This is a genomic window from Pseudomonas haemolytica, assembly GCF_009659625.1.
GTDB classification, from domain to species: Bacteria; Pseudomonadota; Gammaproteobacteria; order Pseudomonadales; family Pseudomonadaceae; genus Aquipseudomonas; species Aquipseudomonas haemolytica.
In genome coordinates, this window is record NZ_VOIW01000001.1 from 345,249 (window position 1) to 360,663 (window position 15,415).

A 15,415-nucleotide genomic window follows, 5' to 3' on the forward strand; every position below is an offset into this window, starting at 1 on the left:
TTGGCTCCTGTAATCGTGGGCGAGATTCTAGGCGGTAGGGCGTTTTGACTCCACCTATGATGGCGATAGATGCGATCCGCTATGATGGCCGGCAACTCTGGAGAGGGAGACCCTGTGTGCGAATAGCGCTTTTATTGTCAGCTTGCCTTATCTGCCTGAACGTCCAGGCGGCGCCGGTGGATGTAGCCAGCCTCGACCGCAACACCTGGCCGGAAAAACTCAGCAGCCCGGCGCTGTTCGATGTGGGTTCGCGGGCGGAAATCCTGATGTTTGCCCACAGCCTGTTGGCCAGTGAGGCCCAGGACGAAACTGCGCTCAAGCAGCGGCTGGGGCTGAAGATCATCAACCTGGCGGCTATCGACGACCTGCGTCGCCAGCTGTGGCAACGGCTGTTGGAGAACTATACGTTCGCCCAGCAGAGCTGCGAGGAAGACGCCTCGTTCTGCTACCTGGTGGAAAACATGGACGATCTGCGTGAGCAGGCCGGCAAGTTCGAGGTCAGTGACAACTCCTTCTATATAGGCTGGGCCGGCCCCAGTCGGCACTTCCATGAGCGTTATCTCGATGAACTGCTGCGCAAGGCTGCGCTGTTTCCGCAGATCAGCAGTGAGGTGGCACGCTTTGGCGATCATGAGCGCAATGGCGACGAGCTCAACGACCGCATGTTCCTGCTGACCTTCGACGGTGGCCCGGCGCCGGTTGGCGGCAATACTGACTGGCTCACCGACTACCTGCGCAAGCAGAAGATAAACGCCACGTTCTTTGCCCTTGGCAGCAGCCTGCAGACTCGTGTGGAGCGCAGTTCTGCCGCCGATGTGCAGGCGCTGTACCAGGGGCAGTGCGTGGGTATCCAGGGGTGGGAGTATCGGTCCCATAGCCATTGGGTCGAGTGGCAAAGCTCCATCACCCGCAGTGCCTCGCTGGTGCAGCACCTGATGCCGGAAAACTATGTGCCGTTGTTCCGGCCGCCTTATGGGCAGCGCCGTGCAGACAGCCAGGGTTTTTTCCAGCAGCAAGGTTTGCAGGTGGCGTTATGGGACATCGATTCCCAGGACGAGCCGGGCAAGCTCAAGGCCGATGAGTCGGCGCAGCGGGTGCTGACGCTGATGCTGCTGTGGCGCAAAGGCGTGATTGCCTTTCACGACACCCAGGACAAGGCGCGGGTGGCATTACCGGCAGTGTTGCAGGCTACGGCGCAGAGTGGCTTGGGCTGGCAGGAGTGTCGCGAGGCATTTCGATGAAGTGCCCGGCCCTGTTGGGGATGAGGGGTTTTCGGGGTGATTTGCTGCGACATTTCGATGCAGGCGGACTTCCGACTTTAACGGGGTGGCTGGCACTCGGCTAGTGCTATTCGTCATCCTGAAAAATAAACTTCAAAAAAGCGTCAAAGTGCTTTTTCCTGTCATGGGTTTTGCGGTATTACGAAGTCAGATCGCCGAACCCTGCAACACAGGTGGCGTCTTCCAAGACTCCTCATGTGGGCACTGCACTTGACGTCACTCAGGTGTGGTCGGTGGTCGAATCGAGGCGCAGCACCGCCCAGGTATTGCGTCGACTGGCTCCCACAAAGGTGACCGAGTATGGATGATCATGGACGTAACCCTTCTTCCGACCAGCCAATCCTTTATGTGCTTGATACCAACGTATTGATCCACGATCCAAACGCACTGCTTAACTTCGAAGAACACCACGTCGCCATCCCGATGATCGTGCTTGAGGAGCTCGACAAACTCAAAAGCGGCCATCACAGCGTTGCCGCCGAGTGCCGCCAGGCCATCCGCCTGATCGACAAGACGTTGGGCGAAGCCTCGCCCGAGAACGTTGAGCTCGGCGTGCCGATCCAGCGTGGCAAGAGCGGGCCCAAGGGTTTGCTGTCGATCCTGATGAGCAAGCGCAGCGAGCCCAACAGCCTGCTGCCGGAAAACCTGAACGACAACAAAATCATCAACCAATTGATCGACCTGCACGCTCGCGACAAGGACCTGCGCGTGGTGCTGGTGACCAAAGACATCAATATGCGCCTCAAGGCACGAGCGTGTGGGATCGCTGCCGAGGACTACAGCACCGACCAACTGGTCGATGACGTGTCGATGCTGTCCCGTGGTTATCACATGATGACCGGCTCATTCTGGGACCGCGTCAGCAAGGTCGAAACCCGTCAGGACCACGGCCGCACCTGGCACCAGGTGCAACTGATCGACAACCTGCCGGCCGTGCATATCAATGAATTCATTGTCGACGAGCAGGGCTTTGTCGGCTGGATCAAAGAGATCCAGGTCGACAAGCTGCTGATCTTCGACCTGCATCAGGAACCCCTGTTGCACCAGGAAGCCTGGGGCCTGAAACCGCGTGATATCTACCAGAGCCTGGCGCTGTATGCGCTGCTCGACCCGGACATCCACCTGGTCAACCTGACCGGCGCCGCAGGCTCGGGGAAAACCATCCTCGCCCTGGCTGCCGCCATCGAGCAGACCATGGTGACCAAGCGCTATCGCCGCATCATCGCCACCCGCAGCGTGCAGGGCCTGGACCAGGAAATCGGCTTCCTGCCCGGCACCGAGGCGGAAAAAATGGAGCCGTGGCTGGGGGCGATTACCGACAACCTCGAAGCCTTGCACATGGATGACGAAAACACCCATGGCAGCGTCGACTACATCCTCAGCAAAGTGCCGTTGCAGTTCAAATCCCTCAATTACATCCGAGGTCGCAGCTTCCAGCAGAGCCTGATTCTGATCGATGAATGCCAGAACCTCACCCCGCACCAGATGAAAACCATCATCACCCGTGCCGGCGCCGGTTCCAAAGTGGTGTGCCTGGGCAACCTGGCGCAGATCGATACCCCTTACCTGTCGGCGACCAGCTCCGGGCTGACCTACCTGACGGAACGCTTCAAAGACTTCCCCAACGGCGTGCACATTGCGCTGCAAGGGGTACCTCGTTCGATCCTGGCCGAGTACGCCGAGTCGCACCTGTAACTATCCGTAATTCAACAAGTGGCTAAATGCCACGAACCACCCCGGATTTTTCACGAAATCCGGGGTTTTTGTTGTGTGCGACATTTGCCTGCGATAACGCGCTTTGGGTGCTTGTGGTTTTTGTAATTATTTTGTTACATTTTTCTCGCGGTAAAAACTATAAGAACACTGCGTGACCCCGTCGGAACACCACCTCCTAGATTCGACGATGTTTAGAAGACCTGCCTTAGGGTTTTCGACGTGACCCTGCCTATTACAAAAGCCCGAAACATCGCTCATTGACGACGCACATCTCCAAAGGGAAAGGAAAATGGACGTAGCAGGTAATGGCTTCACTTTGTCGCAACGCACGCGCGCCACTCGTTTCAAGCAGATACCCCTTACACCCATCGCACTCGGCCTGGCCCTATGGCTGGGGCAGGGCTCGATGGCGTGGGCCGATGACAATCCTTACACGTCGCAAGTATTGGAATCGGCGTTCAGGAAAGCCGTCGCGTCATTCGGCCCCGACACCGACGTGTACAAAAACCTGCGGTTTGCCTACGCGGATATCGTCGACCTGGCGGCCAAGGATTTCGCCGCCCAGTCCGGCAAGTTCGATTCTGCCCTCAAGCAAAACTACGAGCTGCAACCGGAAAACCTCACCATCGGCGCCATGCTCGGCGATACCACGCGGCCGCTGGATTACGCCTCGCGCCTGGATTACTACCGCAGCCGGCTGTTCAGCAACAACGGTCGCTACACCACCAATATTCTCGATTTCTCCAAGGCCATCATCGCCAACCTGCCGGCTGCCAAGCCTTACACCTACGTAGAACCGGGTGTGAGCAGCAACCTCAATGGGCAGTTGAACGCCGGCCAATCCTGGGCTGGGGCGACCCGTGACTGGAGTGCCAACGCGCAAACCTGGAAGACCCCGGAAGCCCAGGTCAACTCCGGCCTGGACCGCACCAACGCGTATTACGCCTATGCCCTGGGCATCACCGGCAAGGGCGTGAATGTTGGTGTACTGGACTCGGGCATTCTCACCAAACACTTCGAGTTCCAGGGCAAGAATGCCCAGGGCCAGGACCGCGTGCAGGCGGTGACCTCCACGGGTGAGTACTACGCGACCCATCCGCGCTACCGTCTTGAAGTGCCCAGCGGCGAGTTCAAGCAGGGTGAACATTTCAGTATCCCTGGGGAATATGACCCGGCGTTCAACGATGGCCACGGTACGGAAATGTCCGGTGTGCTCGGGGCCAGCCGCAACGGCACCGGTATGCACGGAATCGCCTTCGATGCGAATATCTTTGTCGCCAACACCGGCGGCAGCGACAACGATCGGTACCAAGGCTCCAACGACCTCGACTACAACGCGTTCATGGCCAGCTACAACGCCCTGGCGGCGAAGAACGTGTCGATCGTCAACCAGAGCTGGGGGCAAAGCTCGCGCGATGACGTGGAGAACCACTTCGGCAATGTCGGCGACAGCGCCGCGCAAAACCTGCGGGACATGACCGCCGCCTATCGCCCGTTCTGGGACAAGGCCCACGCCGGGCACAAAACCTGGATGGACGCCATAGCCGACACCGCACGGCAAAACACCTTTATCCAGATCATCTCGGCGGGCAACGACAGCCACGGTGCCAACCCGGACACCAACGCCAACCTGCCGTTTTTCAAGCCGGACATCGAAGGCAAATTCCTCTCGATCACCGGCTACGACGAGACCAGCGCCCAGGTCTACAACCGCTGCGGCACCTCGAAGTGGTGGTGCGTGATGGGTGTGTCGGGTATCCCGTCCGCGGGGCCTGAGGGTGAAATCATCCCGAATGCCAACGGCACCTCCGCCGCAGCGCCGAGCGTCTCCGGCGCCTTGGCCCTGGTGATCCAGCGCTTTCCCTACATGACCGCCAGCCAGGCGCGGGACGTGTTGCTCACCACCTCCAGCCTGCAGGCGCCGGACGGTCCGGACACGCCAGTAGGCAACCAGACCGGTGGTCGAACCTACGACAACCTGCAACCGGTGCACGACGCCGCGCCGGGCACGCCACAAGTGCCAGGCGTAGTCAGTGGCTGGGGCTTGCCCAATCTGCAAAAAGCCATGCAAGGGCCAGGACAGTTCCTCGGTGCGGTGGCGGTGGCCTTGCCTACCGGTACCCGCGATATCTGGGCCAACCCGATTTCCGATGAGGCCATTCGCGCTCGCCGCGTAGAAGACACTGCCGAGCAGGCCACCTGGTCGGCCACCAAGCAGCAAAAGGGCTGGCTCAATGGCCTGCCCGCCAATGCCTCGGCCGATGACCAGTTCGAATACGAGATCGGTCATGCCCGGGAGCAGGCGACGCTCACCCGTGGCCAGGACCTGCTCACAGGCGCCACCTACGTCGGTAGCCTGGTCAAGTCGGGGGATGGCGAACTGGTGCTGGAAGGCCAGAACAGTTATTCAGGCAGCACCTGGGTGCGCGGTGGCAAATTGTCGGTGGACGGCGCGTTGACCTCTGCCGTGACGGTGGATGGCAGCGCCGTGGGCACGCGCAATGCAGATAACGGCGTAGTGACCACATTGGGCGGCACCCTGGCTGGCAACGGCACGGTAGGCGCCTTGACCGTCAACAATGGCGGGCGTGTGGCGCCAGGGCATTCGATCGGCACGCTACATACCGGCGATGTGACCTTCAACCTGGGCTCGGTATATGCCGTTGAAGTCGGCGCCAATGGCCGCAGCGACCAGATCCAGAGCAGCGGCGTGGCGACCCTCAATGGCGGTGTGGTGAACGTGTCCCTGGAGAACAGCCCCAACCTCCTGTCCGCCAGCGAGGCGCGTAGTTTGCTGGGCCAACAGTTCAACATCCTCAGCGCCAGCCAAGGCATCAATGGCCAGTTTGCGGCGTTCGCGCCCAACTACCTGTTCATCGGCACGCAACTCAACTATCAACCTAACCAGTTGACCCTGGCGATAGCGCGTAACCAGACCACGTTCGCCAGCGTCGCGCAAACCCGTAACGAGCGGGCGGTGGCGACGGCGGCCGAGACACTCGGTGCCGGCAGCCCTGTATACGAAAGCCTGTTGGCTTCGGATTCCGCCGCCCAGGCACGGGACGCGTTCAAGCAACTATCAGGGCAACTGCATTCGGATGTGGCGGCGGCGCAAATGGCCGACAGCCGTTACCTGCGTGAAGCGGTCAACGGCCGTCTGCAACAGGCCCAGGCGCTGGACTCCAGCGCGCAGATCCAGGCCAGCGACAACGGTGGCTGGGTGCAACTGCTGGGTGGGCGTAATAACGTCAGCGGTGACAACAACGCCAGTGGCTATTCCTCGTCCACCAGCGGCGTGCTGCTGGGCCTGGATACCGAGGTCAGCGACGGCTGGCGTGTGGGGGCGGCGACCGGTTATACCCAGAGCCACCTCAACGGCCAGTCGGCTTCGGCGGACAGCGACAACTATCACCTGTCGATCTATGGCGGCAAACGTTTTGACGCCATTGCCCTGCGCCTGGGTGGCGCCACCACCTGGCACCGCTTGGACACGTCGCGGCGGGTGGCGTATGCCAATCAGTCGGACTATGCCAAGGGCGACTACGACGCGCGCACCGACCAAGTGTTCGCCGAGATCGGCTACACCCAATGGAACCTGTTCGAACCCTTCGCCAACCTCACTTACCTGAACTATCAAAGCGATTCGTTCAAGGAGAAAGGCGGCGCTGCGGCCTTGCACGCCAGCAAGCAAAGCCAGGACGCGACGCTTTCTACATTGGGCTTGCGTGCACATACGCAATTGCCGATCAGCTCCACCTCGGCGGTGACCTTGCGCGGTGAATTGGGTTGGGAGCATCAGTTCGGTGATACCGATCGCGAAGCCTCGCTGAAGTTTGCCGGCAGCGACACGGCCTTCGCCGTCAACAGCGTGCCGGTGGCGAGGGACGGGGCGGTGATCAAGGCCAGTGCGGAAATGGCCTTGACCAAGGACACCCTGGTGTCGCTGAGCTACAGTGGCTTGCTGTCCAACCGCGGTAACAACAACGGCATCAACGCCGGGTTTACCTTCCGTTTCTAACCCTGGCGGTTGTGGGTAAAGGGGTGCATTGCACCCCTTTATTTATGGGATAAACAGCCCTGCGCAAATTTGACCCACGGGTTTACAATTGCCGCTCCTGATCAGGAGTATCCCTGTGCTGACTCATCTCGATTCCCAAGGTCGCGCCCATATGGTCGACGTCACCGACAAAGCCGTGACGTTCCGTGAGGCGGTGGCCGAAGCGCGGGTGCGCATGTTGCCCGAAACCCTGACAATGATTGTCGACGGCGCCCACCCCAAGGGCGACGTGCTTGCCGTGGCCCGTATTGCCGGGATCCAGGCGGCGAAAAAAACCAGTGATCTGATCCCTCTGTGCCACCCGCTGATGCTCACCGGCGTCAAGGTCGAGCTGCGCGCCGACGGTGTGGACTGCGTGCATATCCTGGCGCGCTGCAAACTCTCCGGCCAGACCGGCGTGGAGATGGAAGCCCTGACCGCCGCCAGCGTCGCGGCGCTGACGATCTACGACATGTGCAAGGCCGTGGACCGTGGCATGACCATCGAAAGTATTCGCCTGCTGGAAAAGCTTGGCGGTAAAAGCGGGCACTTCAAGGCGGATCAGGTATGAGCATCAACGTGTTGTTTTTTGCGCGTTACGCCGAAGCGGTAGGCTTTGACTCTCTGGAGATGGAGGGCGATTTCGCCACCATCGAGGCTGTGCGCCTGGCGTTGGCCAGCGACCCGGATTTTGCCGTACTCAACGAACCTAGCCTGATGTGCGCCCGCAACGAGGAACTGTGCAGTCTCGATGAGCCAGTGCATGCCGGCGATGAAGTCGCCTTCTTCCCGCCCGTGACCGGAGGCTGAGCATGGCCATTCGTGTGCAGGTCGAAGCCTTTGATCCCGGCGCTGAAGTCAACGCCATGCACGCGGCCAATGTTGGCGTGGGCGCGGTGGTGAGTTTTGTTGGCTATGTGCGCGACTTCAATGACGGCCGCGAGGTGTCGGGGATGTTTCTGGAGCACTACCCCGGCATGACCGAAAAGGCTTTGGCCAAGATCGCCGTCGAGGCTGAACAGCGCTGGCCGTTACTCAAGCTGGAGGTGCTGCATCGCATCGGTGCACTGGAACCCGGTGAGCCGATTGTGTTTGTCGCGGCGGCCAGTGCTCATCGCCAGGCGGCGTTTGATGCGTGTGCGTTTGTGATGGACTACCTCAAGACGCGGGCGCCGTTCTGGAAGAAGGAAAATACCCCGGATGGCCCGCGTTGGGTGGAAGGGCGCGGCAGTGATCATGTGGCGGCTGATCGCTGGAAGCCGTGAGCAGATGTGGCGTCTTCTGTTTTTATTCGAAATTGATATATAAAACTGTCAATTCTGACAGTTGTTACCCGTTCCCCTATAGGTTCTGATGATGTTAGGTCATTGATGCGAGATTCAGGCGAGTCCAACTTGCTGATGATGAGCATTGACTACTTCAAACAGTCTATAGCGGAAGGTGAGATATGGTCGTGCGCGAGAGCAGCAGATTACTGAGTTTCGTTATCAGTCGTCCGAATAAAAGGGATGAGGCCAATGGCCTTTATGCTAATGGCAATCATCAATGTGAAGTCATCATTGATATCGTCAAACAAAGTAGTGCTGCAGATAACACTTGGACCAGTGCCGGCTTGACTGATGAAGAGCGTAGCAGTCTGACCATTGTCGAATGGTCTGAGCACGACCATGGCGAACTTCCGCACGGATGGAGTTGTGACAAGGAGAGAAATTGCTATGATCTGGGACTTTGGTCCAGGGCATCGGTAAGTGAAAGTTTGCGGGAAAACGTAACTGCTGTCGCCGCCGATTCGCAAGTTGAACGTATGAGTCGTTACTTACGTTGTGATTTAGGCGCTGCGATGGGGCCGGTGCGATTTATGGCACGAGTTGTCATTGATGGCGAGATTTATACTACGCATTTCTCCAAGGGTGAATGTGCTTTTGAATCATCGATTGTCATAAGTCCTGAATATCCATTTTATTTGAATGTTGAAGACCTTGAGCACTATGAAGATCTAACAGCGTTTTTTGCCACTTCATCATCTTTCTTTTTTATCGGTAACGTGCACTATTGGACACCTCCGTCGGCGTTGAAATTCGTTGAAAATAAAGGCATTGAGGAGGCGCTACGTTTACCGGGTGACGGGGCTGCATTTGATTCTACGTTGTCGCGACGACTGAACAAAAACCCACCTGGTGTCGCCCACAAGGTGGGAACCCTTACCAATAAGAATCAGATCGGACAAACGCTGGAGATTGGGGAGATTCATCAGGGGGTGGGGTTGCCTAATTTACAAAAGCCCGTAAAGTTCAATGAGCGGCCTACTATCATGCGAGCAATCAACCTTTTTAGTAATGCTTTTTCTTTCTCCGAACATTATGGCCGCAGAGCGTGGAGGTTGTTGGACAATTTCGGAACAGAACATACGTTTGCTCTAGACAGTGACGTGGAAGGGAATATATATCTGTTAGGAGCGTCGGAGGTCGGATCGCACTACCTGAAGACGTTTGAAATCATGCTTCCCGGTGGAGGGACATCAACCGAGGAGCTGTACTCCAATGGCCGTCATCAATGCAAGGTTGAGGTTGAGGTTGTCGTCATGCAGTTGCGGGCTGACGGGAGTTCGGTGCAAGTTCCATTAACGACCGAGCAGCGAAATAGTCTGACGATAACAGTCTTTTCCAATAATGCTAATGAACCGCTTCCTAGAGGTTGGAGTTGCGACAAGGATAAAAATATCTACGATGTAGGACTTAGAAGGGCAGGCGCCGAAGCGGTAAGCACGGATCAAGGTACTGAGACTGAAGCAGCAAGCCGGTGGCGTCGAGAGGCGGTAGATGTTGTTAATCGTTACATGCGTGCTGATCCAAGTGCCAGTAATGAAAAGGTTCGCTTCATGGCCACTATTGACGTGGATGGAGTCCGATATACAACAAACTATAGCTTTGGCGATATTTCCTTTAGTTCGTACGTGATCATCGGTTCCGTCCGGCCATATAAATTGGGGGTGCATGAGCTGGTTCAGCATACAGATATCCATGCTTACAATGATAAATATTGCGACATTGATGTGTATTACTGGACCCCGCCGCCGGGGCTGAAATTTCTGGTTAATCGAGGTCTTGATTCACCGCTGTTTCTTCCTTGGGAAGGTAGGAGTTCCACCTCGTCGTATAATAATAATTTTGACAGGTGGGAGCGTACTTATAAGGGCGGTATAGTTTATGGTAAAGATGTTCCGAATCCTACGGTGCTGATATCAGATATTTTTAAGGGACATCCACACGGAGACCAGACAGTCGTTAAATTCAATGATCGGCCAACGATTATGCGAGCCGTCAGATATCGTGAGAACAAATTTCGGGATGTAGCGTTAGATCACAAAAGTAAATGGCGCCTGTGGGATAATTATGGGTGTGAGCAGGTTTACATGATTGAAAGGGCGGATTCTGGGAATGTTATTAGTCTGAAAGATGGGTGAGGAAGTACATTTCTGCAATATTGAGCCGTTGTTTATATATTTCGCTCTGCGGAGTTTGATATGAATGTCTATTCTCAAGCTTTCAATTTTGGCGCTTATTTAAATGCTGCGGTAGACCCGCGTAGCGGTCAGTACAGTGTGCGAATTAACCTGATGACGTTATGCCCGATGGGGCCGTTAGAAGTCAGCCGGAATATCGCGTTGTCGTTTTCCATGCTCTCTGCCGACTCAAGCGTCTATGGCACAGGATGGCGGTTAAGTAACACTGAGTTTGACAGTGCTCGTTTGCGACTCACGTTGCTGAGCGGAGAACAGTTCAAGGCCCAGAGTATGCCCATTGTGGGTGGAACGCTGGTCTTCAAAGATCGCAAGCTCAAAGACCTGGTGGTTCGGCGCCCGGATGCCAATACCCTTCATGTGGTTTACAAGGACGGCACTGTCGAGGTGCTGCAGCGCACCGATAGCTCCATGCCTTATCGGATTGTGGCGATTGAGTTTGAAAACGGTGAGCGCCTGAAGTGGGAGTATACGCGGGGCGGATCGCTCGAGCGGGTTCTGGGGCATGATCAGCAAGTATTGTTACTGTTGACCTACTCCAGCGGGCAGCTGGCAATGGTTGACTCAAGGGTCGACGGCGGTCGATATGCTCGTACCCGATTCACTTATTCCAATGGTCGGTTGACCGCAGTCACAGCACCTTATGATCGGGACGGCGCCTTGCAAAGTGCCGGCTATGTTTTTGGCTACACGCCCGCATTTAGCAATGGCTTGATTGGCATCAACCAAGTGAAGTCGCCGATGGGGGGCGAAGAATTCATCAGGTACATCGAAAAGGGGCACCAATATGGCAATGGCCAATATCTCCCACGGGTATTCAGTTGGGTTCAGACACCCGCCAGTAGCCAGGAGCCCATCACCCGAACCTACACCTACAGCACAGGTAGCAATTTTACCGGCTTCCCCTACTCAGGTGGCTTTCGTGAGGGAGAGGACAATCTGTATCTGATTGGCGGTGACTATAGCTATTGGACTGAAGAGCAATGCATCGATCCGCTGCTAAACGATACCGTTCTGAGCAGCATCCGTAGTACTTACAACAGGTTTCATTTACTGACCGAAGAGAGATGCCTGCGCGAGGGGACGCTGACTACGACTAACGTTGCCTACAATATCAAGCCAGGCCTGTTTGCTGAGCAGCCTGCCAATTTTCAACTTCCCCATACCATCACCAAACGCTATGAGCTGTTTGCCGGTGGCACATCACGGGAAGAGACCCAGCATATCGAGACTGACGAATACGGCAATGAGCTGGGCCGCACCGAGGCTTCCGGCGTTCGCACTGAATTCAGCTATTACCCGATCACTGGCGAGTCAGGTAGATGCCCGGCCGACCCTCATGATTTGTTCCAGCGCTACGTTAAGCAAGAGCACCTTATTCCTGCGGCGCCTACGCCAGCCGCTCGGCTCACCGAGTACACCTACACCCGCGTACCAATGACTGGCAGCAGTTATTTTGTCTTGCAGGAGTCCAGTAGCCAGGCCGGAGTGTTCAGCATGCGGCAAAGCTACTATGAAACTCCCGTCGAACTGGCTGGCCGGTTGAAAAGCACTTCCAACACCATTGATGGACTTTCGTTGAGCAGTGACTTCAGTTACACCATTACAGGTGACAACCTTGTTGAAAACCGGCGTCTGAAGGGCCGCGAAGGGCAATGGCTGGAGTCGACGCGCACACTCTCACTGACCAATCGACGTTTGCTGTCAATGAGCCGAGACGGTGGTAGCACCCTGGACCTGGGGTTTGATGTCGGTGGCCGGCTGACGGCGGAAACGGTTTCCTCTGGTAAAGCGCAACAAGCCTCCCGTCGTTACACCTATCACTTTGCGACGCAAGGCAAGCGTGCCCATTTGATCACCACCGACGCCCAGGATAATCAAGTCATCACCTACTTCGATGGCTTGGGGCGGCAGGTATCCGAAGCCCAATTGATTGGTGAGGACGAGGAGCGCGTCACCGGAACTTGGCTCTATGACGCGTTGGGACAAACCGTGGAGGTGGTCAATACCGACTACCTGAATGACGGGCCGCGCTCGTTGAAGAGCACCTACTCCTACAATAGCTGGGGCAACGCCAGCCGTGTGGCGCGTGCCGATGGCAGTGTGCTGATTGATGAGTACGATCCGTTGCTCAACCTTAAGAGCGAGGGGGTAGAAGGCGCAGAGCGCTTGAAGACCTATTTCAATGAGCATAACCAGCCAGTGAGGGTGGAACGCCTCGATGCTAGCGAACACGGTGTCCAAGTGGAGTCGCGCACTTACGATGGCCTGGGCCGATGCATGTCGGTGTTGGACGTCAACAACAACCTGACCGAGTTTAGCTACGATGCCTTCGACCGCCAGATGACGGTTCATCAAAAACCAGCCGATGGCACCGCCCCTCGCATACGCAAAATGGACTATGCACCCGGCATCAGCAGTGAGTCTGCCATCGCACTGACGGTCGATGGCGAGCGGGTGGGCACCCGTACGTACGATAGCCTCGGTCGCATGACCAGTCAGGCCCACGGAGAGGGGCAAACCACGACCTGGGAATACGAGGCGGGGTGGATGGAGCCTATCGCAATGGTTTCTCCTCGAGGCGCACGTCAAAGCCTGGTTTACGACAAAGAATTGGATGTACCGACCCGCATTGAGATGACCGGGCTACCGGTGAGTACCTATCGGTATGACCCTGTAGCCGGGACACTGGCACGTTCGGAGACCAATGGCCTGATTCATGAGTTTTTCCAGGATGTGAACGGCCATCTCGAGAAGGAGCTTCAAACGGCTACCGGTACGTCAGTGACAACACTCTATGGCTACTCTCCCGGCGGGCGACTGCTGCATCAAACGGCTGCCGATGGCCAGCGTAGCGAGTTGGAGTACGACGCCCAGGGGCGGTTTTCCAAGATGACCACGGGCTCCATGGTGATTGAACAGAGCTACGACAACCTGGGCCGGCCGCAGAACTTGACCACCGACTATGACAGCATGCAGATAGTCACCAAAGTGTCTTATGACGCCCTGGGGCGGGAAGCCGAACGCCGCTTCGAGCAGAACGGTACGCTGCTTCAGGTGATGACTTGCACCTATCATGTCAACAGCATGCTGGCGAGCCGTTTCCTGCACGATGCCAGTTCGCGGGTGGTGATCGGTGAGACGTTCACCTACGACGCCTACCTGCGGCTCAAGACCTACCGTTGCGAAGGCCTCGAACACCCTCAGGATCAGATGGGGCGTGGCATCGTCGGGCAGGATTTCAGCTTCGACAGCCTCAATAACATTACCCAGGTGGTCACCTCCTTTGCCGGCGGCACCCAAGACATTTGCGAACGTTTTTTCACCGGCCCGGATCCCACCCAACTGACACGCTTGACCCACACACTCCCAGTCCAGGATGTCACCCTGACTTATGACGCTGCGGGCAATTTGTCGGTTGGGCCTTCAGGCCAGTTCTATACGTACAACGAGTTTGAACAGCTGACCGACGTACGGACCGGTGCGTTTCAGTACAGCTATCAGTACGACGCAGAATCCCGACAGGTGCTCGCCTCTCGCAGCGGTGAGGCTCCGGTGATGCTGGCGTATGCAGGCGACCGCCTCGAAACCTTGGTTGAAGGTAATAAAAAGATCCGCTATTTCACCGGTGATGATCAAGTAATGGCGCGTGGTGGTGGCGTGGACGGGCCGCAACTGCATGCCAACGATGCAGCCGGCAGCGTGCGTGGCCTATCCGCGCCAGGGCAGGCTCATGTGCGGCGGCACTACCTGCCTTACGGCGACACCAAAATTCCGTTGGATGATGGTAAAGCCCGCACTATGGCAGACCTGCAACTACCTGCGTTCAATGGTCAGCGACTGGATGCGGCGATCAGGCTCTACTTCCTGGGTAACGGTCGCCGTGCCTACGATCCGGAGCTGATGATGTTTTTGCAGGCCGACCCGCTGAGTCCTTTTGATGAGGGCGGGATCAACAGCTATGCCTATTGTGCGTGTAACCCGATCAACTTGATGGACCCAAGCGGGTTGTGGCCTAGCTGGTTGAAGTGGGTGTTGACCGGGGCAGCGTTGGCCCTCTCCCTCGTGACGGTAGGGTTTGGGGCTCCAGCGCTCGCGGGGGCTGTGGCCGGAGGCGCGACAGCGATGGCTATCGCTTCGAAAGCGGCAATATTAGGTGGTGCTGCGTTGGGTGTCGTCGGAGGAACACTGAGTACGGCAGCACTGGGGGTTGCCGAGGTCGATAAAGCGATGGGCTGGGACCGCTCGAACCACATTAATAACCTGGGATGGGCGGCGCTCGCATTCTCTGTAGCCTCATTAGCTGTGGGGATTGGGGGAGCCTATACCTCGGCGCATATGGCCTATAAGACCGCGGCTGCAAAATTTACCGGCGTTGGAAAACTGGTTGATACGCCCATCGGCAGTGCGTTGATGGCTGGGCGCGACCGCATGTTGGGCTTGACCTACAAATTCACCGACAAGGCTGGTATTACCCCGTACAGCCAGGCGTTCGCCAGTACGCGGGCTATTTTGAGATTTACCAACCTTGGCCGATCAATCGAAAGTAGGAGCCAGGCGGGGGCGAAGGCTTCCCCTGAGGCCAGCGACGGCAGCTTTTCTGCTTCGGCTCAGGCCCAGACGCAACCCGCCCTCATCGGCTTGAAAGATATGCCGAGCGGCAGCGTCGAGTATTACCAGGCATTCAGAGACGAGGCCACGCGTGTTCGCCAGCCTATTCTGAGGGAGTTGATACAGGCATGAGGTGAAGCTTGAGCGCTTGATGCAAACGAATGTGGGAGTGGGCTTGCTCGCGAAAGCGGTCTGTCAGTTGTAGACGTACTGACTGATCCACCGCTTTCGCGAGCAAGCCCACTCCCACAT

The 15,415-nt window shown here is 57.1% G+C and carries 8 protein-coding genes; all 8 read left to right on the forward strand.

The window, feature by feature from the left end:
* Positions 1-116: 116 nt before the first annotated feature.
* Positions 117-1,241 (forward strand): polysaccharide deacetylase family protein, encoded by a 1,125-nt coding sequence (locus FRT59_RS01660; RefSeq protein ID WP_198809562.1) that lies wholly within the window; start codon positions 117-119, stop codon positions 1,239-1,241.
* Positions 1,242-1,580: 339 nt separating this feature from the next.
* Positions 1,581-2,975 carry a PhoH family protein gene (locus FRT59_RS01665; RefSeq protein WP_153870232.1) on the forward strand — a complete coding sequence of 465 codons (1,395 nt, stop codon included), beginning with the start codon at positions 1,581-1,583 and terminating at the stop codon, positions 2,973-2,975.
* A 310-nt stretch (positions 2,976-3,285) separates the two neighbouring features.
* Positions 3,286-7,014: an autotransporter domain-containing protein gene (locus FRT59_RS01670; RefSeq protein WP_153870233.1), complete on the forward strand. Its 3,729-nt coding sequence runs from the start codon at positions 3,286-3,288 to the stop codon at positions 7,012-7,014.
* A 115-nt stretch (positions 7,015-7,129) separates the two neighbouring features.
* Positions 7,130-7,603 carry a cyclic pyranopterin monophosphate synthase MoaC gene (gene moaC, locus FRT59_RS01675; protein WP_198809563.1) on the forward strand — a complete coding sequence of 158 codons (474 nt, stop codon included), beginning with the start codon at positions 7,130-7,132 and terminating at the stop codon, positions 7,601-7,603.
* The gene (gene moaD / locus FRT59_RS01680; protein ID WP_153870234.1) at positions 7,600-7,842 is read left to right on the forward strand and encodes a molybdopterin converting factor subunit 1; all 243 of its coding nucleotides are present in this window, start codon (positions 7,600-7,602) and stop codon (positions 7,840-7,842) included. The genes moaC and moaD overlap by 4 nt, the downstream gene beginning before the upstream one ends.
* Positions 7,843-7,844: 2 nt before the next feature.
* Positions 7,845-8,297 carry a molybdopterin synthase catalytic subunit MoaE gene (moaE, locus tag FRT59_RS01685; RefSeq protein ID WP_153870235.1) on the forward strand — a complete coding sequence of 151 codons (453 nt, stop codon included), beginning with the start codon at positions 7,845-7,847 and terminating at the stop codon, positions 8,295-8,297.
* Between the two features lie 182 nt (positions 8,298-8,479).
* Complete coding sequence (locus tag FRT59_RS01690) at positions 8,480-10,495, forward strand: hypothetical protein (protein WP_153870236.1); 2,016 nt, start codon at positions 8,480-8,482, stop codon at positions 10,493-10,495.
* 60 nt (positions 10,496-10,555) lie between these two features.
* Entirely contained in the window at positions 10,556-15,295 is a 4,740-nt protein-coding gene (locus FRT59_RS01695) for an RHS repeat domain-containing protein (protein WP_153870237.1), read from the forward strand.
* Positions 15,296-15,415: the final 120 nt, after the last annotated feature.